The sequence below is a fragment of the Slackia heliotrinireducens DSM 20476 genome (assembly GCF_000023885.1).
Classification (GTDB): Bacteria; Actinomycetota; Coriobacteriia; order Coriobacteriales; family Eggerthellaceae; genus Slackia; species Slackia heliotrinireducens.
The window spans coordinates 1,135,328-1,161,797 of sequence record NC_013165.1 but is presented as its reverse complement, the minus strand read 5'-3'; the positions used below and the strand labels follow the sequence as shown (position 1 = coordinate 1,161,797).

Annotated in this window: 26 protein-coding genes; 1 reads left to right on the top strand and 25 read right to left on the bottom strand. The window is 62.8% G+C overall.

Going from position 1 to position 26,470, the window contains the following annotated elements:
* Positions 1–54: 54 nt before the first annotated feature.
* The 25 genes from secG to rpe all read right to left on the bottom strand — a co-directional run bounded on the left by secG (position 55) and on the right by rpe (position 25,874).
* Positions 55–309, bottom strand: a complete 255-nt coding sequence (gene secG / locus SHEL_RS04985; protein ID WP_012798158.1) for a preprotein translocase subunit SecG — start codon at positions 307–309, stop codon at positions 55–57.
* Positions 310–422: 113 nt separating this feature from the next.
* Positions 423–1,631 (bottom strand): chorismate mutase, encoded by a 1,209-nt coding sequence (locus SHEL_RS04980; protein ID WP_169304501.1) that lies wholly within the window; start codon positions 1,629–1,631, stop codon positions 423–425.
* The gene (gene aroC, locus SHEL_RS04975) at positions 1,631–2,719 is read right to left on the bottom strand and encodes a chorismate synthase (RefSeq protein WP_012798156.1); all 1,089 of its coding nucleotides are present in this window, start codon (positions 2,717–2,719) and stop codon (positions 1,631–1,633) included. The genes SHEL_RS04980 and aroC overlap by 1 nt, the downstream gene beginning before the upstream one ends.
* 55 nt (positions 2,720–2,774) lie before the next feature.
* On the bottom strand, positions 2,775–3,686 hold the full coding sequence (locus SHEL_RS04970; RefSeq protein ID WP_050749635.1) for a prephenate dehydrogenase: 912 nt from the start codon (positions 3,684–3,686) through the stop codon (positions 2,775–2,777).
* Positions 3,687–3,835: 149 nt separating this feature from the next.
* The gene (gene tpiA / locus SHEL_RS04965) at positions 3,836–4,606 is read right to left on the bottom strand and encodes a triose-phosphate isomerase (protein WP_012798154.1); all 771 of its coding nucleotides are present in this window, start codon (positions 4,604–4,606) and stop codon (positions 3,836–3,838) included.
* 3 nt (positions 4,607–4,609) lie between these two features.
* On the bottom strand, positions 4,610–5,794 hold the full coding sequence (locus SHEL_RS04960; protein WP_012798153.1) for a phosphoglycerate kinase: 1,185 nt from the start codon (positions 5,792–5,794) through the stop codon (positions 4,610–4,612).
* A 72-nt stretch (positions 5,795–5,866) separates the two neighbouring features.
* Complete coding sequence (gene gap, locus SHEL_RS04955) at positions 5,867–6,868, bottom strand: type I glyceraldehyde-3-phosphate dehydrogenase (protein WP_012798152.1); 1,002 nt, start codon at positions 6,866–6,868, stop codon at positions 5,867–5,869.
* A 250-nt stretch (positions 6,869–7,118) separates the two neighbouring features.
* Entirely contained in the window at positions 7,119–8,555 is a 1,437-nt protein-coding gene (gene ffh, locus SHEL_RS04950) for a signal recognition particle protein (protein WP_012798151.1), read from the bottom strand.
* 3 nt (positions 8,556–8,558) lie between these two features.
* Positions 8,559–9,473, bottom strand: coding sequence for a signal recognition particle-docking protein FtsY (ftsY, locus tag SHEL_RS04945; protein ID WP_012798150.1), 915 nt, complete (start codon positions 9,471–9,473; stop codon positions 8,559–8,561).
* 8 nt (positions 9,474–9,481) lie between these two features.
* Positions 9,482–13,006, bottom strand: a complete 3,525-nt coding sequence (smc, locus tag SHEL_RS04940; protein ID WP_012798149.1) for a chromosome segregation protein SMC — start codon at positions 13,004–13,006, stop codon at positions 9,482–9,484.
* A 3-nt stretch (positions 13,007–13,009) separates the two neighbouring features.
* Complete coding sequence (gene rnc, locus SHEL_RS04935) at positions 13,010–13,912, bottom strand: ribonuclease III (RefSeq protein WP_012798148.1); 903 nt, start codon at positions 13,910–13,912, stop codon at positions 13,010–13,012.
* Positions 13,909–14,895 carry a phosphate acyltransferase PlsX gene (gene plsX / locus SHEL_RS04930; protein ID WP_012798147.1) on the bottom strand — a complete coding sequence of 329 codons (987 nt, stop codon included), beginning with the start codon at positions 14,893–14,895 and terminating at the stop codon, positions 13,909–13,911. The genes rnc and plsX overlap by 4 nt, the downstream gene beginning before the upstream one ends.
* A gap of 78 nt (positions 14,896–14,973) precedes the next feature.
* The gene (gene rpmF, locus SHEL_RS04925; protein WP_012799938.1) at positions 14,974–15,165 is read right to left on the bottom strand and encodes a 50S ribosomal protein L32; all 192 of its coding nucleotides are present in this window, start codon (positions 15,163–15,165) and stop codon (positions 14,974–14,976) included.
* Positions 15,166–15,270: 105 nt separating this feature from the next.
* Positions 15,271–15,822, bottom strand: coding sequence for a YceD family protein (locus tag SHEL_RS04920; RefSeq protein WP_012798145.1), 552 nt, complete (start codon positions 15,820–15,822; stop codon positions 15,271–15,273).
* Positions 15,819–16,286, bottom strand: a complete 468-nt coding sequence (locus SHEL_RS04915) for an ATP synthase subunit B family protein (RefSeq protein WP_012798144.1) — start codon at positions 16,284–16,286, stop codon at positions 15,819–15,821. Before SHEL_RS04915 ends, SHEL_RS04920 begins: the two co-directional genes overlap by 4 nt.
* Before the next feature lie 134 nt (positions 16,287–16,420).
* The gene (gene coaD / locus SHEL_RS04910; protein ID WP_012798143.1) at positions 16,421–16,900 is read right to left on the bottom strand and encodes a pantetheine-phosphate adenylyltransferase; all 480 of its coding nucleotides are present in this window, start codon (positions 16,898–16,900) and stop codon (positions 16,421–16,423) included.
* Positions 16,900–17,493, bottom strand: a complete 594-nt coding sequence (rsmD, locus tag SHEL_RS04905) for a 16S rRNA (guanine(966)-N(2))-methyltransferase RsmD (RefSeq protein ID WP_050749634.1) — start codon at positions 17,491–17,493, stop codon at positions 16,900–16,902. Before rsmD ends, coaD begins: the two co-directional genes overlap by 1 nt.
* Position 17,494: 1 nt before the next feature.
* Entirely contained in the window at positions 17,495–19,666 is a 2,172-nt protein-coding gene (gene recG, locus SHEL_RS04900; RefSeq protein WP_012798141.1) for an ATP-dependent DNA helicase RecG, read from the bottom strand.
* A gap of 20 nt (positions 19,667–19,686) precedes the next feature.
* Positions 19,687–21,318, bottom strand: a complete 1,632-nt coding sequence (locus tag SHEL_RS04895) for a DAK2 domain-containing protein (protein ID WP_012798140.1) — start codon at positions 21,316–21,318, stop codon at positions 19,687–19,689.
* Between the two features lie 38 nt (positions 21,319–21,356).
* A complete protein-coding gene (locus SHEL_RS04890; RefSeq protein WP_012798139.1) occupies positions 21,357–21,704 on the bottom strand; it encodes an Asp23/Gls24 family envelope stress response protein in 348 nt (115 codons plus the stop codon).
* 337 nt (positions 21,705–22,041) lie between these two features.
* A complete protein-coding gene (rpmB, locus tag SHEL_RS04885; protein WP_012798138.1) occupies positions 22,042–22,230 on the bottom strand; it encodes a 50S ribosomal protein L28 in 189 nt (62 codons plus the stop codon).
* Positions 22,231–22,354: 124 nt separating this feature from the next.
* Positions 22,355–23,083, bottom strand: coding sequence for a zinc ribbon domain-containing protein (locus SHEL_RS04880; RefSeq protein WP_012798137.1), 729 nt, complete (start codon positions 23,081–23,083; stop codon positions 22,355–22,357).
* Between the two features lie 5 nt (positions 23,084–23,088).
* Positions 23,089–23,964: a Nif3-like dinuclear metal center hexameric protein gene (locus tag SHEL_RS04875; protein ID WP_012798136.1), complete on the bottom strand. Its 876-nt coding sequence runs from the start codon at positions 23,962–23,964 to the stop codon at positions 23,089–23,091.
* Between the two features lie 29 nt (positions 23,965–23,993).
* A complete protein-coding gene (locus SHEL_RS04870; protein ID WP_012798135.1) occupies positions 23,994–25,172 on the bottom strand; it encodes a cysteine desulfurase family protein in 1,179 nt (392 codons plus the stop codon).
* Positions 25,173–25,178: 6 nt separating this feature from the next.
* The gene (gene rpe, locus SHEL_RS04865; RefSeq protein WP_012798134.1) at positions 25,179–25,874 is read right to left on the bottom strand and encodes a ribulose-phosphate 3-epimerase; all 696 of its coding nucleotides are present in this window, start codon (positions 25,872–25,874) and stop codon (positions 25,179–25,181) included.
* Positions 25,875–25,983: 109 nt separating this feature from the next.
* Between rpe and SHEL_RS04860 the strand changes: the two genes are divergently transcribed.
* Positions 25,984–26,460 (top strand): methylated-DNA--[protein]-cysteine S-methyltransferase, encoded by a 477-nt coding sequence (locus SHEL_RS04860; protein ID WP_012798133.1) that lies wholly within the window; start codon positions 25,984–25,986, stop codon positions 26,458–26,460.
* The last annotated feature ends 10 nt before the right edge of the window (positions 26,461–26,470 follow it).

The following is a 26,470-nucleotide window of genomic DNA, read 5'->3' as shown; positions in this document are numbered from 1 at the left end:
GTTCGTTATTTTAACAAACTCCCCCGCAATTGCAAGATGCAAATTGTAGGGACTTTATGCACTGATGGTTCCCTGGGGATACACGAACATCAGGGCGATGAGGCACACCAGGAACACGACCGCCAGGATGATGGTGATGCGGTCGAGGTTCTTCTCGATGATGTTCGTACCCGTCTGCGTGGAATACAGAGAAGAGGCGATCATATCGGACAGGCCCGTGCCCTTGCCGGAATGCAGCAGCACGAACACAATCAGGCCGACGCCCGAAACGGCCCAGAGAATCAAGAAAATAACAAGCAGAGCAGTCACGACTCAAACTCCTTCGAATGTATCAATACGCAAGTTATGAATTATACCTGCTGGAACCTGGGACACGCAAGGTAGAATCGAAATACAACAAATCCCGACATGCTCACGGTCTCCTAACGGCCTTCGCTCCCCTGCGAGACGTCGGCGTAGCTCCCGAGGAAATGCAGCTGCTCGCTGATGTAGGGAATCTGCGCCGCAGCCTTCATGAACACTTCGTCTTTCGGCGTCGACTCGACATCCAGGTAGAACATGAACTCGAACTCGCGACCCGGGATGGGACGGCTCTCCAGCTTGGCCATGTTGATGCCCAGGGCTGCAAACCGCGATATGACCCGGAAGAGCGAGCCAGGCTCATGGGGCGTGATCAGCATAAGCGACGTGCGGTCGGCCTCGTCGTAGACCACGGGCGATTTGGCGAAACAGGCGAACCTGGTCAGGTTCTCCTTCATGTCCTGGATCGAAGGGACCAGCACCTCCAAGCCGTACAGTTCGGCGCAATCGGCCGATGCGATGGCGGCCACATCGGTCCGTTCGCTCTGTGCAACCGCTCGGGCGGCGCTTGCGGTGTTCTCGCGAATGGAGCGCCTCATGCCAGCATCGAGCGACTCGAGGTAGCTCGCGCATTGGCGAAGGCCTTGTTCATGGGAGAACACCTCGCGGATGTCCTCGAGCTTGGTGCCCGGCTTCGCCAGCAGGCACTGGTCGATGCGCAGGTTCACTGAGCGGACCACGTACAGCCCCTTGGCGTGCAGCAGATCCCATGCGCGGGTCACCGTGCCTGTGGTGGTGTTCTCAAGAGGCATGACGCCAAAATCCGCCTCGCCGGCCGCCACTTTGTCGCAGACCCCTTCCCATGTGTCCTCGAAATCAATGTCGGCACCGGGGACCATGCGCTTCGTGGCGGAATAGGCCCACGAGCCGAGCGCGCCTTGACACGCCACACGGGCCTTCTGGGGAAACGCCCCCTTACGCGGGATGGACGAAACGAACCGGGACAGTTCGCTTTGGGGATGCAGCTGGCGGTCCTGGTAAGACCGGCTGAGCTCCATAAGCATGGTGAACAGCGGCGCGACGAACTCGCCGTACTTCGCATCGGCCTGGGCGGTTGCGCGCTCGATCTTCTGGCGTTCGCGCTCCGCATCGAACACGGCCTTGCCCGTGGCAGCCTTGTACACGGCCACGTCCTTGACTACGTCCATGCGCTCGCAGAACAGCTCCACTATCTTCTTGTCTATCTCGTCGATGCGCTCGCGGGACCGAACCAGGTCGACCACATGCTCCGGCGTGGTGTCCGCAGCGGCATCCGTCTTGTTCGTATCCATCATCGCATCCTCGATTCCAGCATCATGTCGTACAGGGCCAGCGCGCACACGGCCTCGACCACGGGAACCGCGCGCACGGCCACGCAGGGGTCGTGCCTGCCGCGGACCGACAGGTCTTCGTTCTGCCCGGTGTCCAGGTTCACGCTGTGCTGCACGCCGGATATGGAAGGCGTGGGCTTGAAAGCCAGGCGGAACACCACGGGTTCACCCGTGGAGATGCCGCCCAAGGCCCCGCCTGCGTTGTTGCTTTCGAAGCGCACCTTTCCGTTTTCGAAACGGTAGGCGTCGTTGTTGACGGAACCTGCCAGGTCAGCCGCTTCGAACCCGACGCCGAATTCGATGCCCTTCACGGCCGGTATGCCGAAGCAGTACTTCGCAATGACGTTCTCGACGCCGTCGAACATGGGGTCGCCCAGCCCTACCGGCACGCCGATGGCAGCGCATTCCACCACCCCGCCCACGGAGTCGCAGGCCTCACGGGCAGCAAGGATGGCCTGGGCCATGGCCTGGCCGGCCGCGTCGTCAAGCACGGGCATGTCCTTTCCCTTGGCGGCGTCCAGCATGTCGGCCGTAATGCCCTGCAACGGATAGCACGCGTCGTCGATGCAGGCCGCACGGGCCAGATGCGCGCCGATGCGCACGCCTTCCTCACGCAGCAGCTGCAAAGCGATGCCGCCGGCCACGCACAAAGGCGCGGTCAGACGTCCGGAGAAATGCCCTCCCCCCGCGAAATCCTGGGCGCCGTGGTACTTCTCCCGGGCCACGTAGTCGGCATGGCCCGGCCGGGGCACGCGGTCGAGACGGGCGTAGTCGGAAGACCTGGTGTTGGTGTTGGCGATAACGGCACCGATGGGAGCGCCGCAGGTCACACCGTCGACAAGGCCGCTCAGAAACTCGACGCGGTCCGCTTCTTTCCGAGGGGTCACCCACGGCAGCCGCCCAGGTGCCCGACGGTCCAGAAACGCCTGCAGCTCATCCGTATCGATGCGTTTGCCGGCAGGGATTCCGTCGATGGTCACGCCGATGGCGGCAGAATGGCTCTGCCCGAAAACCTGTATGCGAACGTTCTTCCCGATGTTCGATGCCAAGGGGTTCTCCTTCTTCTGTCTATGGGTCCGGTCGGCGGCACGTGCCGCTGCGAGTTTACGAACTGCGACTGCGGTCGGGCCACCGCCCGTCGGCCTTGGCCTTGGCGTCGGTGCCGGCCTGCAGAAGCTCCTGCAGATGCTCGCTGTCGCCGTCGGTTATAGCGTCGCGGTAACGCTCAAGCTCGCAGATGACGCGGTCTATCTCGGTCGTCAGGTTGTCGGCGTTGTCCAAGAACAATTCCGTCCACATGGCTGCGTTCATCTCGGCAACGCGGGTCAAATCCTTGTAGCTTCCCGCCGAAAAGCCGCGGTGCTTTAAGGCCGTAGGGCTTTTGATGAACGCGGAGCTCACCACATGGGCCAGCTGCGAGGTATAGGCGATGAGCTCGTCGTGCTTCTCGGGCGTGGTGACCGAGAAGGTGCCGAACCCGCAGGGCGCCAAGGCCAGCTCGGCAGCCTGGATGATGCGGGGGTCGTAGATGGCAGGAGGCACCAAAACGAAGGGTTCGCCCGCGTACAGGTCGAACTTCGCGTAGCGGAAACCGGAGTACTGCGTGCCGGCCATGGGATGGCCTCCCATGAAGACGAAGCCGTGCTGTTCTGCCAGCTCGAAGAGGGGCTCGCAGATCACGCGCTTGACGCCGCCGCAGTCGATGACCAGGGTGCCCGGCTCGATGTAAGGCGCCATCTGGGTAACCCAATCGATGGTGACCTGGGGATACAGGGCAACCAGGATGCAATCGCACTCGCCGATGTTGGTTTCGTCGAGCTTTGCGGACACGGAGCGCTCGTTGATGGCCGCGGCCAAGGTGCTTTCCGTCCGGTTCCACCCGTAGACCGTGCAGCCGGCCTCGGAATAGCTTTTGGCAAACGAGCCGCCGATCAGGCCCAGTCCGGCGATGCCGACCTTGCGGGGCTTGCCGTTGGCAAGGATCGCATCTACGCCGTGCTCCTCGGTTTCGGCCATGTCCATCACTCCTCATTGCAGGTCTATAATCGTTGACGTATCGAAGCATCATACCATCGAATGCGCCGATGCAAGCCCAATCCCTCGATACAGAACAACCCGCACACAGGGTGCGGGTTGCGAAACGGGCGTATGGCCGAAGCGACGTCCTACTTGCCTGCCGCCTCCACCAGTGCGGTGAAGTCCTCCACCTTCAGGGCGGCTCCGCCGATCAGGCCGCCGTCGATGTCTTCGCAGGGCATGAACATGTCCACGTTGGCGGGCTTCATCGAGCCGCCGTACAGGATGCGCATGCTTTGGGCGGTTTCCGTACCGAACATGTCGGCCAGCGTGGCGCGGATGGCGGCGCAGACTTCCTGGGCCTGCTCGGGCGTGGCGGTGCGGCCCGTGCCGATGGCCCAGATGGGCTCGTAGGCGACCACGGCAAGGGCGGCCTCGGCGGGCTCCAGGCCGGCGAACGCGGCGCGGACCTGGTCGGTCACGAAGCCGATGGTGGTGCCGGCGTCGCGGACGGCCAGGCTCTCCCCTACGCAGACGATGGGATGCAGCCGGGCGTCGACCAGGGCGCGAACCTTGAGGTTCACGGTCTCGTCGGTCTCGGCGAACATCTCGCGGCGCTCGGAGTGGCCCACGATGCACCAGGTGGCGCCCACGTCCTTCAACATGGGGATGCTGATCTCGCCCGTGAAGGCACCGCTGGGCTCCCAATGCACGTTCTGGGCGCCCACCTCGATGAGGGACTTGTCATAGTCCAACACGGTGACCACCGGACGCAGGTCGATGGACGGCGGGCACAGCACCACGCCGACCTTGTCCCACTTGCGGTTGTAGCGGTTGGAGATACCCTGGGAAAGCACGACGCTTTCGGCCGGGGTCTTGTTCATTTTCCAGTTGCCGATCATCAAAGGTTTGCGGGCCATAGGTTACCTCCTCAGGGCCTCGACGCCGGGCAGGGCCTTCCCTTCGACCAGCTCCATGGAGGCGCCGCCGCCGGTGGAGATGAAGGTCATCTGGTCGGCCATATCGAATTTGTTCACCGCAGCAACGCTGTCGCCGCCGCCGATGATGGTCGCCGCCTGGGCGTTGGCGGCCATGGCTTCGGCCACCGCCTTTGTTCCGTGCTCGAAGGCCTTCATCTCGAACACGCCCATGGGGCCGTTCCAGAACACCGTGGCAGCGCCGGCGATTGCGTCGGCGTAGAGCTTCTCGGTTTCAGGGCCGATGTCCAGGCCCATCATGTCTTCGGGGATGGCGTCAACGCCGCAGGTCACGGTGTTGGCATCCTCGGCGAACTTGTCCGCCGCCACAATGTCGACGGGCAGCAGGATCTTGCAGCCGGCGGCCTCGGCCTTCTTGAGCATGTCGCCCGCGCGCTCGATCCAGTCGTCCTCCTTGAGGGACGTGCCCACGGAATAGCCCTGGGCCAGCAGGAACGTGAAGCACATGCCGCCGCCGATGATGATGGTGTCGGCCTTGTCGATAAGCGCGTCGATGACGCCCACCTTGTCGGAGACCTTCGAGCCGCCCAGGATGGCGACGAAGGGGCGATTGGGATTGTCCAGCATGCCGGAAAGGGTCTCCACCTCGTTGTTCAGAAGGTATCCCGCATAGCCCGGCAGCAGGTCGGCCACGCCTGCCGTGGAGGCATGGGCGCGATGCGCCGTGCCGAAGGCGTCGTTGACGTAGATATCGGCAAGGCCTGCGAGCTCGGCAGCGAACTCGGGGTTGTTCTTCTTCTCGCGGGGGTCGAAGCGCAGGTTCTCCAACACGACGATCTCGCCGTCGTTCATGGCCGCGATCTTCGCCTGAGCGTCTTCGCCTGCGATGTCGGCTGCCATGGTGACGGGCGCGTCCACCAGCTCGGCCAGACGGGCCGCGGCGGGCGCCAGCGAGAAGTCGGCCTCGAAGCCCGTACCCGAAGGACGGCCGCGATGGCTCATAAGGATGACGCGGGCACCGCCGTCCACCAGGTATTTGATGGTGGGAAGGGCTGCGCGGATGCGGGTGTCGTCGGTGACGACACCGTCTTTGATGGGAGTGTTGAAGTCAACGCGGACGATGACGCGCTTGCCGGCTACGTCGACGCCCTCGATGCTGTTGATGGCCATAGGCAGGCTCTCCTTTCGATTCGATAAAAAAGGCCGCCTGTGGTATGAGGCGGCCTTACGCGTTGCAAAGCGTTAGAGCATGATCCTGGCAAGGTCGACGACGCGGTTGGAGTAACCCCACTCGTTGTCGTACCAGGAAACGCACTTGACCAGGTCGCTGTTGTCGCCCAGGACCATGGTCAGCATGCTGTCGAAGATGGAGGATGCCGGGTTGCCCACGATGTCGATGGAGACGATGGGCTCGTCGCAGTACTCCAGGATGCCCTTCAGAGGACCTTCCGCGGCCTTCTTCATGGCGGCGTTGATCTCTTCCTTGGTGACCGGGCGAGCCAGCTGGACCGTGAGGTCGACCATGGATCCGTCAGGCGTGGGAACGCGGGTTGCGAAGCCGTCGAGCTTGCCCTTCAGTTCGGGAAGGACCAAGGACACGGCACGGGCGGCGCCGGTGGTGGTGGGGATCATGGACATGCCGGCGGTGCGGGCGCGACGCAGGTCCTTATGGGTGCCGTCCAGAATGCGCTGGTCGTTGGTGTACGCATGGATAGTGTTCATGTAGCCGCGGACGATGCCGAACTCCTCCAGAAGGACCTTGGCGAAGGGTGCCAGGCAGTTGGTGGTGCAAGAGGCGTTGGAGACGATGTGGTGCTTCTCTTTGTCGTAGAGCTCGTCGTTGACGCCCATGACGATGGTGATGTCCTCGCCCTTGGCGGGAGCGGTCACCAGGACCTTCTTGGCGCCGGCGGCAAGGTGCTTCTCGCAGCCTTCGCGGTCGCGGAACTTGCCCGTGGACTCGATAACGAGGTCGACACCCAGCTCGCCCCAGGGAATCTCCTCAGGATTGCGGGAGGAGACGATCTTGATCTCCTGACCGTTGGCTTTGATGCCGTTCTCGGTCACTTCAACCTTGTCGAAGGCGCGGCCCTGCACGGAGTCGTACTTCAACAGATGCGCGGCGGATTCAAAGCTGTGGCTGTAGTTAATGGCTACTACTTCGAAATCGGGATCGTTGAGCATAACCCTGCAAACAAGGCGACCGATGCGTCCGAAACCATTAATACCTACACGTGTCGTCATTCGAAACCCCTTTCTAGGTTTACCATACTGTTTGATTATAGACCAAAGGAAGGTGCTGTGAACATGGTTGCAACGGTGTTGCGGCCGATAACGCAGACGAGCGACACACCGAAACGGCTCAAGCGGGTTTTCTCTGACGGTTTCTTTAAAAACGCCGACCACCTGCAGCGCAAACGCCCTGCCGCGCCCCATAAACACAAAGGGACGGACCGGTCGGCCCGTCCCCCTTGCTATCGTTGGGCGAAGGCGCCTACATGCCGGCGTCTTCGAACATCTTCTGCAGGTCGCGCATCTGCCCCATGGACATGCCACCGGGCATCAGGCCGCGGCCCATGCCGCGCTTGCCCTTCTTGCCCTTCTTGCCCTTGCGGCGGGAGGCCCGGTTGCCCATGGCCTGCTCCTGCTTGCGCATCATCTGCTTGACCATCTTGCGGGTCTCGTTGAACTGCTTCATGACCTGGTTGACGTCTTGGACGGTCAGGCCGCAGCCGGCGGCGATGCGCTGGCGGCGGGACGCGTTGAGCACTTCGGGATGCTCGCGCTCGTGGGCGGTCATGGAGTAGATGACGGTCTCCATGCGGTCGAGGGCCTTCATGTCCACGTTGCCTTCGGCCATGGCCTTGTCGCCGCCCGGCATGGCGGACAGCAGCTTGGAGATGCCGCCCATCTTGTTCACCTGGCGGCGAATCTCCAGGAAGTCGTTCAGGTTGATGTCGGCGCGGGCCAAACGCTCGGCCTGCTCCTCTTCGATCTCTTCCGCCTGGATCTTGGACGCCTGCTCGATGAGGGACACCACGTCGCCCATGCCCAGGATGCGCTTGGCCATACGGTCGGGATGGAACTCTTCGAGGCTGTCAGGCTTCTCGCCTGCGGAAATGAACTTGATGGGCTTGCCGGTGACCTGCTTGAGGGAAAGGGCGCCGCCGCCGCGGGCGTCGCCGTCCATCTTGGACATGATCACGCCGTCGAACTCCACCTTCTCGGCGAAGGCAGACGCCACGTTGACCACGTCCTGGCCGGTCATAGCGTCGACCACCATGAGGATCTCCTCAGGCTTGACGGCCTCCTTGATGGCCGCGGCCTCGTCCATCATCTGCTCGTCCACATGCAGACGGCCGGCGGTGTCGACGATAACCACGTCGCGCAGGTTGTCGATGGCGTAGCGGACGCCGTCCTTGGCAATCTGGACGGGATCTTTGCCGTCGCCGCGGAACACCTTGACGCCGATTTCGCCGCCCAGGGTTTCCAACTGGTCGGCCGCTGCGGGACGGTACACGTCGCCTGCGACCAGCAGGGGCACATGCCCCTTGCCCTTGAGCAGGTACGCCAGCTTGGCCGCGGCGGTGGTCTTGCCGGAGCCCTGCAGGCCCACCAGCATGATGACGTTGGGGATGCGGCTCGAGGTGTTGAGCTTGGCGTCGTTTTCGCCCAAGAGCTTGGTCAGCTCGTCAAGGACGATCTTCACCACGTTCTGGGCGGGCGTCAGCGACTCCAGCACCTCGGCCTCAAGGCAGCGCTGCTTGGTGTCGGCCGTGAACTGCTTGACAACCTTGAAGTTGACGTCGGCCTCGAGCAGCGCCATGCGGATCTCGCGCATGGCGGAGTTGATGTCGTCCTCCGTCAGGCGGCCCTTGCCGCGCAGCCCGCTGAATATGTTTTGAAGTCGGTCGGAAAGGCTTTCGAACATGCGTTATTCCTCGCTTCCGGTAAGCGCGCGGGCGAAATCGTGCGCATCGAAGTCACGCAGGTCCTCGATGCCTTCGCCGACGCCGATCTTGAGAATAGGGAGGCCCAGCTCATACGAGATGGCCAGCGCAATGCCGCCCTTCGCCGTGCCGTCCAGTTTCGTGACGATGACGCCGTCCAGATCAAGCGCATCGTTGAAGGTGCGTGCCTGCACCAGGCCGTTCTGACCCGTTGTGGCATCGATCACGAGCACCGTCATCACAGGGCATGCGGCGCGCTTGCGCACGACGGACGTGACCTTCTGCAGCTCGCGCATGAGGTCGGCCGAGGTGTGCAGGCGTCCGGCGGTGTCGACCACCACCAGGTCGGCCCCTTCCCTCTCGGCGACCTCCAAGGTCTCGTAGCACACAGACGCGGGGTCGGACCCGCGCTCGCGCTCGACGATGGTGACGTCGCTGCGGCGGGCCCACTCCTCCAGCTGCTCGATGGCGGCTGCGCGGAAGGTGTCGGCGGCGCCCAGGACCACGGTCTTGCCGTTACCCTTGGCCTCGGCAGCCATCTTGCCCGCCGTGGTGGTCTTGCCCGAACCGTTCACGCCCACCAGCAGCAGGCACAGCGGATCTTGGTCCAGGCCTTCGCCGTCCTTGGCCACGGTGAATGTGTCGGCGATGCGGTCGCACAGCACGTCCATGATGGCGTCGGCGTTGGCCAGGGCCTTGCGCTGGGTGGTGTCTTTCATCTCCTCGACGATCTTGGTGGCCGCGCGGGCGCCCATATCGCTCATGATGAGGGTCTCTTCCAGGTTGTCCCAAAAGTCGTCATCCACATCCGGACCGCTGAAGGTCAGGACGTTGATGGACTCTTGGAACTTTTCGCGGCTCTTGGACAAGCCGGCTTTCATGCGGTCAAACCAGGACATGGTGGCTCCTATCGTTTCGATTCGGCCAAGGCGCGGTCGAGCTTCTGCGACACGACCTTGGTGACGCCGTCGGATTGCATGGATACACCATACAGCACATCCGACATCTCCATGGTGCGGCGTTGATGGGTGATGAGGATCAGCTGCGTCTCGTGGCGCAGCGCCTCCAGGTACGCCGTCAGGCGGCGCAGGTTGCTGTCATCAAGTGCGGCCTCAGCCTCGTCCAGGATGTAGAACGGGGTGGAGCGAATCTTGTATACGGCGAACAGCAGGGCCAATGCCGTCAGCGATTTCTCGCCGCCGGACATGAGCATCATCTTGGTGAGGCGTTTGCCGCGGGGCTGCGCGTTCACCTCAACGCCCTGCGGGCTGCCCTCCCCCGTGTCCACCAGCTCCAGCGAGCCGCTTCCGCCGGGGAACAGGCGTGCGAAGATATCCGAGAAGTTCGCGTTGACCGCCTCGAAGGTGGCGTTGAACTGCTCCTGCATGCGATCGTCGATGGCGTCGATGATGCGCATGAGCGAACGGCGGGCGGCCTCCATATCCTCGATCTGAGAGGATAGGTACTCGTAGCGCTCGTTCATGGCTTCGTACTCTTCGGCGGCTGACGAGTCGATGGTGCCCATGCGCTCGATTTTGCGGCGCAGCTCGAAGGCCCGGCTTTCCGCCGTGGCCCGGTCTTCGGGCTCGGCGGTTTCCAGGGCCACGTCCAAGGGCACGCCGCATTCGTCCACAATCGTGGTGATGGCGGCTTCCACCTGGACTTCCAACTTGCCCTTGCTGACGCGGATGTCGTTGAGGCGCTGGGTGGCGTCGTCCAGCTGCTTCTGGGCGTCGCGGCTGGCCGTGCGTGCGGCGCCGATGGCGTCGTTGAGCCCCGCGGAGCTGCTCTGCTCCAAGGCGGCCTTGCCGGCCAGATCGTCCACGTAAGCCTGGGCCGATTCCCTCAGGCTTGCGAAAATCGCATGCAGCGGGGCAATGCGGGCCTCAGCGGCAGACAGAAGGCGGATGTCTCCGTCGGCGCGCTCGCAGGCCCGGCGGGCCCGGTCGAGGTCGCGACGGCGCTCACCGTGCTCGCGGATGAGAGACGACACCCTCTCCTTGGATGTGGCGAAGGCGAGCTTGGATTCCGAGGCCTTCGACGACGCTTGCTGGACGTCGTCGGACAGCGCCGCGCGCTGGCTTTGGCTCTCGGCTGATTTCGATTGCAGCTCGTCGCGTTCCGCACGCAGGATGGCCAAAGCCGCCTGGGCGTCGGCAATCTGCGGGTCGGAATCGGACAGCTTGGATTCCACGGCGGCAAGCTCGGTGCCCAAGGACTGGAGGTTCGCCTCCAACGTGCCCACGCGGGCAGCCAGGCGGCCCCGTTCGGCTTGGGCGGATGCGTGGTCGCCCTTCTTTTGGGCGCTGGTGCGGGCCAGATCCAGGCTCATGGCCTGCTTGCGCTCCAGGTCTTCGTCTGCGGCGGTCAAGGCGGCTTCCGCAGATGCCACCGCGGCTTCCAGGCCGCCCACCTTGCCTTCAAGCTCGGCGATGCGGCGCTCGTAGGCCAGCATGCCTTCGCCCTCTTCGACACGCCCCAAAACCCTGGCCTTAGAACCAGGCCAGACCAGCACGCCGTCGCGGGTCAGGTAGCGCACCCCGGCCTCGGCAGAGCCGGCGAAGGCCTCGTCAACGGTGTCCACCACCACGACGTCGCCGATGAGGGATTCCAACGCGCCCATGACATCGGCATCGGCGTCGATGCGGTCCAGAAGGCGCGCGCCGTCCGCATGGCGGCCCTGCGCTCCAGGGAACAGCACGGACGCCTCGCCGTTCAAACCGGCGGCGTTCACATCGCTCACCAGGTTTCGGGCAGTGTCGGCATCATGCACGAACAAGCTGGCGACATCGTCGCCTAGCAGACGCTCGACCAGCGGCTCGAGCCCGTCGCGCACGCGCATGAGGGACGCCAGCGACTTTGCGTCCCCGTCAAGCTCGAAGCCTTGGCGGCTCATGAGCTCCGACGCTTCGCTTTTGGTCTGCATGCTGCGCACGACCTGTTTGAGCGCGCGGATCTCGCCTTGCAGCGACTGCAGCGCGTCGCGGGCGTCCTTGCGCTCCTGGCGCGCCACCTTGACGGCCCTGTCGGCCGCATCGGCCTCCAAGGCTGCCTTGCGGCTGTCCTCGGTCAGTTTCTCTATTTCGGCTGCCTGGGCGTCGATGCCCTGGCAGTGCGTATCCAGCTCGGCCTTGGCTCGCTCGAGGTCCTGCAGAACCTCGGCGCGGCGCTCCGTCAGCATGGTGCGTCGCGCCGTGGCCGATGCTGCAGACTCTTGCATCTTCACCAAGGCGGCGTTCTTCTTCTCGATGTCGCGCTCGCAGGTGCGCAGACGCGTCTGCACCTCGCCTGCCTGCGTGTCGAAGGCGGAAAGGTTCGCGCGAAGCACCGCGACGCGGCTTTCGAGCTCCTTGGTTTCCGTCTCCAACGTGTCGCGCTTGGCCACTTCGGCGTCGAGGCGTGCGGACAGCTCATCCACCTCGTCGGAAAGCAGGCCGATGCGCCGCGCCGAACCCGAGGAGGTGTTGCGGGCGTTTTCCAGGCGGCTTGCGATGGAGCGGGCCTTTTCGGACAGAATCATGTCGGCGGAGTCGATGCGTTCGACCACCATATGGAACCTGCCGCGGCGCTCCGTCAGATCGCCTACGTACAGGCCCTTCTCCTGAAGCATGACCTGGAGTTTCTCCAGCTTCTCATTGGATTGCTCCAGCTCGAACCGCTTCACGTCGATAAGCGCGGCCGCTTCCGTCTCCTCTTTCAGAGCGCCGTCCCAGGCGCGCTGCAGACGGCGCAGGTCGTCCACGGCCAAAAGCAGGTTCAGCTGGGCCAGCTCGCTAGACAGCCCCTGGTAGGCCTCGGCGCGCTTCGCCTTGCGGGCGAGGGGCTTCAGCTGCCGCTCCACCTCGGCCGCCACGTCTTTGACGCGCAGCAGGTGGTTGTCCATGGATGCCAGCTTGCGGGCAGAACGCTCCTTGCGCTGCTTGTGCTTCAGAACGCCGGCCGCCTCCTCGATGAGCGCCCGGCGGTCGATGGGCTTACTGGACAGGATGGCGTCCAGATTGCCTTGGCCGATGATGGAATGGGTACCCGTGCCCAGGCCGGTGTCATGGAGGATGTCCATGAAGTCCATGCGGCGGGCGGGAGCCCCGTTGATGAGGTATTCGCTTTCGCCGGAACGGTACATGCGGCGGGTCAGCGACACCTCGGCGTAGTCGACGGGCAGGGTGCCGTCGGAATTGTCCAGAACCAGTTCGACCTCGGCGACGCCCACGCTCTTGCGCGCCGAAGAGCCTGCGAAGATGACGTCTTCCATGGCCTGGCCGCGCAGATGCTTGGGGTTGCGCTCGCCGAGGACCCACAGCACGGCATCGGAGATGTTCGATTTACCCGAGCCGTTGGGGCCCACGATTGCCGTAATGCCGGGTTCAAGCGAGATGACCTGGCGATCGGCGAAGGACTTGAAGCCCTTGAGGACGAGCGATTTCAGATACATGCGCTACACCTGCGTAGACGCGTCATCGACGATCGAGTCGGGTTTGCCCTGGGGCAACGCCATGTTCTTCTGCCTCTGTTTCTCCGCCGCGCGGGCTCGTTTCTGCTCTTCCTTCAGGCGCTTCTGCTCCACCTTTTGGCGGCGCTGCTCCTCCTTGGCCGCCTCTTTGGCCAGCTTGGCCGCGGCGACCTCGTCTTTGTCCCTACCGAAGTTGAACAGCTCCAGCGCGGCCTTGGCGGCCTGGCTTTCGGATTCCTTTTTGGTGCGGCCCATGCCGGACGCCAGCGCCTTCATGCCGGCGAACACCTGGCTGACGAAGGTGCGGTCGTGAGGCGGTCCCTGGGTTTCCACCAGCTTATAGGTGGGCGTGATACCTTCTTCCTGCAGTTTCTCCTGCAGGGCGCTCTTGGGATTCTCGGGTTCGGTGGCAAGCTCACGGGACATGCGGGGCACCAGCGTCTTCATGACGAAGGAGCGGGCGCCTTCCATACCCTGATCGAGATACAGAGCCGCGACCACGGCTTCGTAGACGTTCTCAAGTGCAGAATGCAGGCCTCGCTTTCCCGTGCCCTGCTCGCTGGAGCCGAAGACGATGATATCCTCGAATCCCAGTTCGGCGGCGACTTTGGACAGGCTGGCGCCGGACACCAGCGCCACCTTGATGCGGGTCAGGCCGCCTTCGTCCAAATCCGGATAGCGATGGAACGCCTCGTTGGCGACGATGGCGCCCAAAATGCTGTCGCCCAGAAACTCCAGGCGCTCGTAGCTCAGCTTGACAGGTTTGCCCTCCGTTGCGGAAGGATGGGTTATGGCGTGCAGAAGGATGTCCGTGTTGCCGAACTGCGTGCCGATGATTTCTTGGGCACGCTGGATCTTCTGCTCTTGTTCAGCGGTATGGTCGTTCATCGGGCAATCGCCTCCGCAATGAGGTCAGGGACCTTCTGACGGGCGATTTTCGCCGTGATGAGCACGCCGTTCTTGATTGCGGTGGCATTGCTGGAGCCATGGCCCACGATACAGGCGCCCTTGACGCCCAGAAGCGGGGCTCCGCCGTAGGTGTCGGAACTGATGGAATCGGCCAGCTCCTTGAGGCCCCCCTTGAGCACCAAGCCCGCCAACTTGCGGGGCGTGGACGACATCATAACGCCCTTGACGCTCTTGAACAGGGTTTTGGCCGTGCCTTCGATGGTTTTGAGCACCATGTTGCCCGTGAAGCCGTCGGTGATGAACACGTCGTAGTTTGCAGGGATGATGTCATTGCCCTCGGCGTTGCCCACGAAATTGGGCACCTGCTCCTTCATAAGGGCGAAGGCCTCCTGTGCGAACTGGGAGCCCTTGGCTTCTTCGGAGCCGATGTTGAGCAGCGCCACGTTGGGGTTGTCGATGCCGATGATCTTCTCGGCGTAAATGGTTGCCATATGGGCGAACTGAACCAGGTATTCGGGCTTGCAGTCGGCGTTGGCCCCCACGTCGGCCATGACGACAGGCCTGACGGGAGACGGGATGATGGTGCAAAGCGCCGGGCGCTTGACGCCCTTGATGCGCCCGATTCTCAGGACGCCGCCAGCCAGCACGGCTCCTGTGGATCCGGCGGAGAAGAAGCCGTCGCCCTTGCCTTCTTTCACCAGGTTGCAGCCAACCACGATGGAAGAATCCTTCTTGCTGCGCACGGCATTGGCGGGGTGCTCCCCCATCTCGATGACCTCGGATGCGAACGCCGCAGTGCAGCGGTCGTGGCCGTCTGCGAACGTTTCGACAACGTCCTGCGGGCCGACGAGGATGACCTCGAGATCCTCGTCGGCCCGCAGGGCGGCCTCGACGCCCTCGAGAACGACGCCAGGAGCGTTGTCGCCACCCATGGCATCAACGCAGATGGTTACTTTATCCATATGCGTACCCTCCTTATACAAGAATTGCCGACCCGTAAGTCGGCAGTTCCCGTCAGCTACATTTTTGCAAGACGACCTTTAGTCGACTTCGATGACCTCACGCTTGGTGCTGCCGGCCCCGTAGTAGCCGCAGTTGCCGCACACGCGATGCGGGAGCTTGGGCTGACCGCACTGCGGGCAGGTGGAACGTGCGGGGATCGCTGCGACGTCATTGGCGCTGCGGCGAGAATGGGTGCGAGCACGACCGGTCTTACGTTTAGGGACTGCCATATGTATCATCTCCTTATCCAGCCGGCCGAATTGCCGGCCGAACATATTTAACTGAAATCAGACGAAGTAGAATGTTAACAAACCCGCGATGCTCTCGCAATACTTCTATTGTTCGAATTCTATGTTTTTCAACACCGCAAAGGGATTGCTTGCGCTGATAGTTTCCTCTTCGTCATGCGTGCATCCGCACGGGCCTTCGTTCAGGTTGGCGCCGCACTGGCTGCACAGGCCCTTGCAGTCCTCGCTGCACAGCGGAACGAGCGGCAGGTCGATGACGATGCCCGCCATGACCAGCGGCTCCAAATCGAGCCGGTTGTCCTCGGGCAGCTCGTCGAACTCGTCTTCGTCCATATCCTCGGGGGCCTCACCTTGTCCGGGGATGATGAAGTAGCCCTCGATCTCGCCTTCCACATCGAAGGACGCCTTCTCCAGGCAACGCGCGCAGTCGGTGTACACCGAGCCGGCAACCGTTCCGGATACCAGGATGGCGCCGCCGACGTTCGTCAGCAGGGCGCTCCATTCGAAGGGACCTTCCGGCGTGTAGACGTCGGGACCCATGTCAATTGCATCGATTTCGAAGATGCCCTCATAAGAAGCGCTCTCCGCGGTTGCGAAGAGCGCTTGAGGAACATCTACTACCAGACCCTCGATCCTCATCGGGTGCTCTGGTTGTTCAGGCGCTCGCGCTGGCGGCTCACGCTGGTGACCAGCGAAGACAGGCTCTGCTCGACATGGCCCAGAACCTCGTCGGCGTAATCTTCGGCGCCGGCGCGGGTCTGACGCTCAAGCTCGCGGGCGTCGGCCATGATGGCGTCGGCCTGCTGCTGCGCAATGCGGACGATTTCCTGCTCGGAGGCGATGGTCATCGCCTGGGAGCGGGCGTCTTCGATCAGACGGACGCTTTCGGCCTCGGCGTCGTCCAGAAGGCTCTGGCGCTCGCGAACGATCTGGCGGGCCTGGGCGAATTCGCTCGGGAACGTTCCGCGGATGTCGTCGATGATTTCACCGGCCAAGTCGATGTCCACCTGGCGCATGTTGCTTTTGCCGAAGGGAACCGGCTTCGAGTCTTCGAGCAAGATCGCAAGCTCCTCGATAAGACCAAGTACTCCTGTTTCGTCCATAACGACCCTTCCTACCTTGCTGCGTTACTACTGCATTTGGCACGGAACACATCCCGGCACCCCTTGCACCTGAGACGGCTTACGTGCGGTAATCCTTTTTCAGTACATATGTTTAAAGGATTGTAACATGAAAATTACCGCATGAACTTCTCATTGAGGGCTTTCTCCACACAGGGAGGGACAAGCGCCTTGATATCACCATGAAAAGCCGCCAATTCACGCACGATGGAGCTCGAAAGGTACATGTGCTGCGGCTGGGACATGATGAACAGCGTCTCGATGGATTCGTCCAGCGCGTAGTTCATGGAGGTCATCTGGAACTCGTACTCGAAGTCGGTGATGGCTCGCAGGCCCTTGACGATGACGTGGGCGTTTATCTTCTTGGCGAAGTTGACCAGCAGATCGTCGAAGCCCATGACCTTCACATTGGGCAGATGCGCCGTGGCCTCCTGGGCCAACGCGATGCGCTCGTCGAGGTTGAAGGTGGGTCCCTTCTTGCGCGATTGGGCAACACCGACGATCACTTCGTCAAAAATATCCGCCGACCTTTCGACCACGTCGATGTGGCCGTTCGTGATCGGGTCGAACGTACCGGGTACCAAAGCCCGCTTCATCATTCCTCCTCATCCGGACATGCGATTCGGCAGATGTCGATGGTCGTGCCGCCGAACCGTTTCGTAGTAAGTATATCCATATCAAGCCCGCTTCGTTCCAGAACGGGGGCAAGAGCACAGGATGAATCGTGCTCGTAGCTGACAATGGCTCCGTCGGCCAGGGCCTTCGCATCACGCAACGTTCGCAGGAAATCGACGATGACCTGCAGGTCGTAGGCGTACGGAGGGTCCAGCAGCACCACGTCGAAGGGCATGGCGACCACCGTGGGCGGACGCTTGAGCACATCGGATTGCACGATGCGGGCACGCCCCGCCTGCAGCTTGAGCATGTCGATGTTCTCGCGCAAGGCACGTTGGGCCTTGCGGTCGTACTCGTAGAACAGGGCGGTTTTCGCACCGCGGGACAAGCATTCGATTCCCAGCCCCCCGCTGCCGGCGAAGGCGTCCAGAACCACGGCGTCGTCCAGCCCGCCCCGAGCGGAGTAGATGGAGCTGACGACCGATTCCTTCACGCGGTCGATGGTGGGCCTGGTGCCCATGCCCTCGGGGGCCTTCAGGCGGCGGCCCTTGAATTCACCTGCGATGACGCGCACGTCATCCTCCAATCGTCGTATCTTCGTCGGTATGCGGGAACCACGCCCGCACCTCGTGGACCAGCGCCTGCATGGCAGGCGTCTCGAATTCGGGGTCGGCGTCCAGCAGGGCTTCGGCGTCTTCGTGGGCCAGCTCGATGAGCTTCCCGTCACGCACGATGTTCACCAGCCGCAGGACCGAAGCGCCGTGCTGCCGGTTGCCCAGGATGTCGCCCTCACGGCGCAGCGCCAGGTCACGTTCGGCCAGCTCGAAGCCGTCGTCGGTGGCCTCCATGGCCGACAGGCGCTCCAGCGCGTCTTCCGACGACGTGGCGGCGATCAGGTACACCTCGCCCGGCTTCGTCCCACGCCCGACGCGCCCGCGCAGCTGGTGCAGCTGCGACAGGCCGAACCGGTCGGCGTCTTCGATGATCATGACCGTGGCGTTGGGAACGTCCACGCCCACCTCGATGACGGTGGTGCACACCAGCACGTCGGTCTGCCCCGCCCGGAAATCCTCCATGGCAGCATGCTTCGCTTTGGCATCCATGCGACCGTGGAGCAGCCCCACCTTGAAGTCTGCGAACACCTTCGACTGCAGAAACGCAGCCTCGGCCTCGGCGGCCTTCTGGTCGTCCTGCCGCATGTCCTCGTCGGACTCGATGTAGGAAGGCGTCTCTTCCTCGGCGTCCCGGTCGTCCTTCTTCTTGTCGTCGTCGGCCTTGCGCTTCTGCCCCACCAGCGGGCAGACCACATACACCTGCTCGCCACGGCGGCAGGCGGCAAGAGCCGCGTCGTAGGCCTTGCCCCGGTCGCGGAAATCCACCACCTGGGTTTTGCGGGGCGGACGGTCGAAGGGAACCTGGCGCAGGTACGACAGCGACAGATTGCCGTAGAGCGCCAGAGCCAGCGTGCGCGGAATGGGCGTGGCCGTCATGAACAGGGCATCGGCGTTGCGGCCCTTCTCGATGAGCCGTTTGCGCTGATCGACGCCGAATCGCTGCTGCTCGTCGATGATGACCAGCCCGCAGTCGTGCGCCACCACATCGTCTTCCAAAAGCGCATGGGTGCCGAAGACGACGTCGGTATGCCCCGAGGCCAGACGCATGAGGATGTCCTCACGGTCCTCCGCAGGGGTGGAACCCGTCAGCAGCGCCCAACTGATGCCCGCCTGGTCAAAAAGCCCGCCCAAGGATGCGGCGTACTGGGTTGCCAGCACCTCGGTGGGCGCCATCATGAACGTTTGGAAGCGCGCGTCGGCGGCGGCTGCGATGGCGAATCCCGCCACGGCCGTCTTGCCCGTGCCCACGTCGCCCAGCAGCATGTGGGACATGACCTTCGGCTGCGCCATGCGCATCTGGATTTCGGCCACGGCCCGTTCCTGGTCGGATGTGAGCGAGAAAGGCAGCGCCTTCATGAGCGCTTCGGAATATGGCCCGTCGAAGACATGCTCGTGGGCGGGCCCGTCGTCCTGGCGGTCGCGGGCAGACATGAGCATGTGCATCTGCAGCATGAGCACTTCTTCGTAGGCGAGCCTGCGCCTGGCCTGATGCACGTCGCGCATGTCCTGCGGGAAGTGGATCGAACGGTAGGCGTTCGAGCGGCTCATCAGGCGGTACTTCGTGCGCAGCTCCAAGGGCAGCGGGTCGTATGCGCCCCAGGCGGAATCCACCGCGTTGCGTACGATGAGCCGCATGATGCCCGGCGTCACCTTCCCTGTGGCGTGGTGCACGGGCACGATCTGGCCCGACATGGGGTTTTGGTCGTCCTCAAGCACGTCCAAAAACGGCGCGGTCATGCGTTTGTAGCCGTAATTGAACTCCAGCGTGCCGGCGACGCTGACACGGGTGCCGGTTTTGAGGGTCTTCGCGATCCAGGGCTGGCGGAAGAACGTGGCGATAAGGGTGCCTGTGCCGTCCACGATGGTGACTTCGGTCAGGCTGAGGCGCGGCCGAGGTCGCTTGAGACGCACCTCGTGGATGGTGCCCACGATGGTGACGCTGTCGCCGATGCCGGCGCCTTCGATGGTGGATATCCGGGACATGTCCACGTAGCGGTGCGGGAAGTGCTGCAGCAGGTCGCGGACGGTGCGGATCCCCAAACGAGAAAGCCCCGCTGCCCTGCCCGAGCTCACACCCGAAACCGAGGTTACGGGCGCGTCAAGCTCGAGCGTTGCAGCGAGGCGGTCTTGCATGGGTCGATGCGCGTTCCCGTCTATTCGACGGAGAACACGATCGGGTACAGCGGCTGCTCGCCGCGGTGGGACTCGACCTCGAGGTCCTCGTAGGTCTCTTCGATGCGGGCGACCAGGGCTTCGAGCTCCTCGTCGGAGTAGTCGGCACCGGCCAGGATGGTGGCAGTGTCGGCGTCGTCAGCCTCCATGACTTCAAGCAGGTCCAGAACCACATCTTCCAGAGAGGAACCCACGCACTCGATGGAGCCGTCGGCGATGCCGATGACGTCCCCGTTCTTGATGGGGTTGCCATGGGCGTCCTTGGAATCTTTGATGGCATGGGTCACTTCGCCGGTCTTGGTGTCGGCGAATGCCTCGGCCATGGCCTCGGCGTTCTCCTCCAAGGTGGCTTCGGGATTGAAGCCGAACATGGCGCTGAAGGACTGCGGGACGGTCTTGGTGGGAACCACGATGCAGGGTTTCTCGGAGACCTGGCAGGCAGCCTGGGCGGCCATGACGATGTTGCTGTTGTTCGGCATGATGATGACCTGGTCGGCGTTGACCTTGTTGGCAGCCTCCAGCAGATCCGCCGTGGAGGGGTTCATGGTCTGGCCGCCGGAGACGACGACGTCCACGCCGAGGGATTCCAGAATCTTGGCGTTGCCGGAGCCCGGAGCCACGGCGACGATGCCGACGGTCTTGTGCTCGGCGGCGCGTTCGGCCTCGATCTTCTCGGTGCGCTCTTCGCTCTGCAGGCCCATGTTGTGGACGTGGACCTCGGAAATCTGGGAGTCATGGTCGAGGAACCATCCCAGCACCTGGTCGGGACGGTTGGAGTGCACATGCACCTTGAAGTTGGGATGCATGCCGACCATCAGGTCGCAGTCGCCCATGGTGGGCAAAAACGCCTTGGCCTCGTCCACGTCGACGGTGTCGGAGTGGACCAAGAACTCGGTGCAGTAGCGGAACGCCGAATCGGGATCCCAGTCGTCGATCTGCTCGATTGCGACCTTGGGTGCGGGGCGTGCGAAGGAAATCGCATCCTCGGTGAAGCCCTCCTTACCAAGAAGCGATGCCACGAAAGCGTCCAGCAGGATGGCCAGACCGTAGCCGCCCGCGTCCACCACGCCGTTCTCTTTCAGGACCGGCAGCAGCTCAGGCGTGTTCTGGACGGAAGCGTACGCGTCCTTGACGACGGTTTCCAGGGCGTCTTCCACGGACATCTTCTTGCGCTTCGCCTTGCGGGCGGAAGCGGCCGCATCCTTGATGACGGTGAGGATGGTGCCTTCGACCGGCTTGCGCACAGCTTGGAACGCCACGGTACGGGCGCTGTCCAGAGCGGAGTCGATGGCGTTGACGTCGAGCTCCTCGACGCCTTCGAGACCCTCGCACAGACCGCGCAGGATCTGCGAGGTGATGACGCCGGAGTTACCGCGTGCACCCATAAGGGCACCGGTGGTGATGGCCTTGCGGATTTCGGCGCCGGTAGAACCAATGGGAAGCTTGGCAACGTTCTTGACCACCATCTGCAGGGTCAAAGACATGTTGGTGCCGGTGTCGCCGTCGGGCACGGGGAACACGTTGAGCCTGTTGACCTCGTCCTTACGGCTTTCAAGCGTCTTTGCAGCCACAGCAATAGCGTTGAGCACGCTGCTCGTAGTTATCTCGCTCATCAGAATTGATACTCCTAGGGAATGGAAAAAAGATGCCGTTACTTGCGAATCTTCACGCCCTGAACGTGGACATCGATGCTGTCGATGGGGACCTGTGCGAAGGTGGACAGGTCGTAGGTGATGCTCTCGATCAGGTTCTGGGAAACCGAGTTGATGTTGACGCCGTACTCCAGGATGACGTAGACGTCGACATGAACACCGATGGCCGTGTTGGTGATTTCGATGCCACGGCGCAGACGGCTTGCAGGAAGCAGCTTTGCGATGCCGTCCTGAACCGTCGGGGCAGCCATTCCTACAACACCATACACGCGAAGCGCAGCATAACCAGCCAGGTCAGCAAGCACGTCATTGGAAACATGCAAATTGCCGGAGATCTCTTTGGTCATTGAAGTGTCCTTTCTCACGACTTCAAGGTTTAAAGTATATCCCAACTGCCGCTAACTTCTCACGAAACAGCCGCTCCCCCGCCCAATTCCACAAACCGCAAGGAAAATGAGCCACACGGGCACAAACGCGTATCCAACGTCGATCCGGCCCTTCAAGCAAGGCGTAAAAAACAGCCCACAGCCTTGCCCCGAGCAAGGCAATGAGGAGGCGGCATGCTCCGGGCGAAGCGCCCGCGAGGGCGCGCCGCAGCGTCGAGTCGCGCGTAGTTCCTGCCCCATACAAACGCGAAAAGGCCCGCCGAAGCGGGCCGGTTTTCGCGTTTGTATGGGGCAGGAACTACGCGCGGGTAACCTTGCCGGAGCGCATGCACTGCGTGCAGACGTTCTTCTTCACCGGGTGGCCGTTCTCCAGAACGGTAATCTTCTGGATGTTCGGACGGAACACGCGATTGGACACACGGTGGGAGTGGCTGATGCTACGACCGGCCACGGGATGCTTGCCGCAAATTTCACAAACCTTGGACATAATTCTCAACTCCATCAATCAGATTGTCATCTGGATAATTGCAAAAAGCTGGACAACTATAACACGGCCAGACGGGGTACACAAGAACCAATTTGCCACCCCATCACGGAATCCGCACATGACCCTACTCGTCATCCCCCACTACCATGAGCCGACCGCAGTTGGGACAGGTGGAAAGGGGCGCCTCCCGCTTTACAGATAACAGCCGGTCGGCATCTACGGCGGTCCGGCACACAGAGCATCGGCCGTCGGCCAGCTTCGCCAAGGCCACGCCTTGCTTTGCGGCTGCAACGCGGTCGTACCGTGCGACCAGGTCGTCTCCTATCGCGGCCGCAAGCTTTGCCCGGGCTGCTTTGAACGCGCTCAGACGGTTCACGAGCTCGCCGCCTTCGCTCTGATACGAAGAGATGAGCTGTTTCTCACGCGCATTGAGCTTCTCCACGGCGGATGCCACGTTCTGTTCCAAGTCGACCATCTCGAGGATGCGCTGTTCCAAGGCGTCGACCTCGGCGGCGATCTTCTCACGCTTTTCGGTCGCGTTCTGCAGAGCTTTCGTGCGCGTGGACACGGAGCGGTAATCGCCCTTGGCCTCGTCGATGGCCCGCTGGGCCTCGACCTGTTTGGCCTGCTGCTCGGCGTCCTTCGCGTTCAGGTCCTCCAAATCGGCCTCGGCATCCTTGCGCATACCGAGAAGCGAACGGTGTTTGTCGGACAGCTCGGCGATCTTGTGGCGAACCTCGAGGATGGCCTGCTTTTGCGGCAACCCGTCGATCTGCTTCTGCAGCTTCGCCATGGCGGAATCGACCTGCTGGAGCTTGTCCAGGGCCTCGAGCTGTTCAAGGGTAGCCTGCATACGCGTTACGCCCTCCTCGCCTCAGGATGCGACCAATTGTCGTTCTGTTCGACGATGCTGATGATATCCGAACTGACGCCGCCTTCGACGCAGGCGTCAGCCAATACACGGGTAAACGGCAATTCCGACACATCGTGGCCCAGATCGACGACGCAGAGTCCTTGCTGGCTCGCATCCAGGGCAGCATGGTACTTGACCTCGCCGCACACGATGGCGTCCACACCCTGGTCAAGGCACAGCTCGGTGGCGTTACCGCAGGAACCCGTCCACGTCGCCACCGTATGCAGCTCGGTGGCGGGGTCACCCCACACGCGGGGCGTGCGGCCGAACACGGCCAGACAGCGGCGCGCCAGCTCGTCCAACGTCATAGGCGCCTCGTCAAGTTCGCACACCTGGCCATAGCCCTTGGTCTCATCGCGCTCCAAAGGTTCGAGCACGCCCGAACACTCCAAACCCAGAAGGCCCGGCAGTATGAGCTGGGCTTCGTGGCTCACATCGAGCGCTGTATGGAAGTTCATGAGAGCGACGCCGGAGCGGATGGCTTCGAACACGATGGATCCGGAATAGCTGCAACCGCCTGCGACGATGGATTCGGGGCCTTCCCGAAACACCGGATGGTGGGTCAGAAGCACGTTGGCGCCCATACCCGCGGCGGCCCGCACGGCTGCGGCGGTCGGATCGAGCGCGATGGCCACGCCCCGCAGCTCTTCGGCGGGATCGCCCACCAGAAGCCCGGTCTTATCCCAATCCTCCGCATCCTGCGCCGGGAAACGTCCCAGCAGATAGCGGGTGAGCTCCCCCACCGTCATCGAGGTTTGGTCCGGGTTCAGCAGCGTACCGGTCGAAACGGTCCTTAGCGCATGCTCTTTGAATTCAGCCACAGCGGCCTCCTTACCCGACGCGCGAGGCGTCATTTTGAGATGATGGTGCCCAGGGCCTCGACGGCCCCGTCGATGTCTTCCTGTGTGGTTTCGAGGGAAAGCGACAGGCGAAGCATGCCCAGTGCCCTCTTGCGGTCAACGCCCATGGCAGCCAGAACGTGCGAGGGGTCCAGGGAGTTCGACGAGCACGCCGATCCGCCCGACACACAGTATCCGGCCAGGTCCATGCGCAGGATGAGGGATTCGCTCTCCCAGCCGCGAACGGAGACGCAGACGATGTTGGGAAGGTACCCGTCCGGGTTTTCGGCAGACGCCTCGACCATGCGGGACACCCCCGGTAGCTTGCACAGCCGCTCGTACGCGTAATCCCGCAGCTGCGCCACGCGAGTCTGATAGACGCCGACGTTCTCCGCAGCCCGTTTGAACGCGGCCGCAGCGCCCGCCGCACCCATGACATTCTGCGTGCCGCTGCGCATGCCGCGCTCCTGCCCGCCTCCGACCAGGTACGGCATGAACGGCGTGCCGGCTTTCAGGTAGAGCACTCCCACGCCCTTCGGACCGTTGATCTTATGCGCCGAAAACGACGCGGCATCCACGCCCATGCCCTTCAGGTCGATGGGGACCTTCCCCGCCGCCTGCGTGGCATCGGTATGGAACAGCGCCCCGGCCTTATGGGCGACCTGGGCAAGCTCGGCGACCGGCTCGACGATGCCCACCTCGTTGTTGGCCATCATGATGCTGACCAGCACGGTGTCTTCGCACAGCACCGCTTCCAGATCGGCGGGCGTGACCAGACCCGTCTCGTCGTTGCCCACGAAATCCACGGCGAAGCCCAGCGCCTTCAGCATAGGTTCCACGTGCAGCACCGCATGGTGCTCGAGTCGCGACACGACGATGCGTCCAGGGTTCAACTTGCCCTTCAGCCTGCGTTTTTCCATCTGGGCCAGCGACAAGCCGACAAGCGCGGCGTTGTCCGACTCCGTTGCGCCCGAGGTGAACACGATCTCGTCGGGACGCGATGCGTGCAGAGCGCGGGTCACCGTTTCGCGGGCTGACTCAAGCTCTGCGAAGGCGTTGCGCCCGATGGTGTACAGGGAATTCGCATTCCCGAAATGCTCGCCTTCGACATCCATGTAGGGTGCCATGGCGGCAATCGCCTCGGCGCACAGGGGCGTCGTGGCGGCGTTGTCCAGATATACGTAAGACATGTTTGCTTAGGCTCCTTGTTGGGCTTTCGCGGCGGTTGCCTTGATGGCCTGGATGGCCGCGCCGCGATCGGCCGCCTTGAAGCACCCGCTGCCTGCCACAAGCACGTCGGCCCCGGCCGCTGCAACCAGTCGGGTGGGATCGTTGACAGAAAGACCGCCGTCGACCTCGATGAGCGGATCGACCCCCGCCTCGCGGGCCATGGCGGCCACCGCGGCGACGCGCTGGTCGCTTCCCTCGATGTAGGACTGGCCGGAGAATCCCGGGTACACGCTCATGATGAGCACCATCTCCAGCTTGGAGATGTAGGGGCGCAGCACCTCCACGTCGCAGTCGGGCTTCAAAGCGATGGCCGCCTTGCAGCCGGCATCGTGGATCATGTCGACGGCCTTGTCGACCTCGCCCGCCGCTTCGTCCAAAGACTCGAAGTGCACGGTGACGAAATCGGGCTGGTGCTCCAGGTACCAGGGAAGCTGCTCAAGAGGGTTCGAAATCATAAGATGCACGTCAAGGGGAATGTTCGCGATGCGCTTGAGCCCGGCGACAAAAGGAACGCCCAGCGTGAGGTTCGGCACGAAATGGCCGTCCATGACGTCGACGTGGATGAACGCGGCTCCGCCCTCCTCGATTTCGCGAATGTCCTTCTCCATGTTCATGAAGTCCGCGGACAGGATTGACGGGGCGATTTTCGGCTCAGTGAACATTGTGGTCTCCTTGCATTGGCAACCCATACATTTTACCTCAAACTCGCCTGCGCTTCGCACGCCGCCGCAACTGTTCTATAATCCTGTCGGGAGCACACTGAGGAGGACCATGAACCATTTCGTTTACGCCATGCCGCAAGGCCGCCTGACGATCGTCGCAAGCGAAACCGCCCTCACGAACATCTACTTCGGAGTCAAAGAGCTGGACATGCCCTTCGCGCCCAGCAAGATAACCAACGACGCCGCAACGCAGCTCCAAGAGTATTTCGCGAAGAAGCGCACCTCGTTCGACCTGCCCATCCAGCTTAAGGGAACGCCGTTCCAGCTTGAGGTTTGGAACGCGCTGCGCGACATCCCCTACGGCCAAACCAGGACATACGCCCAAATCGCAGAGACTGCGGGACGCCCGAACGCCTTCCGCGCGGTGGGCTCGGCGAACAACCGAAACCCGCTGCCCATCGTCGTCCCGTGCCACCGGGTGGTAGGATCCGACGGCGATCTGGTAGGTTACGCGTACGGGCTCAAGCTCAAGCGGTTCCTGCTCGAGCTTGAGGGCGTCGACGTGGACGGGCTCAAACGCCGATAGGCAGCACACA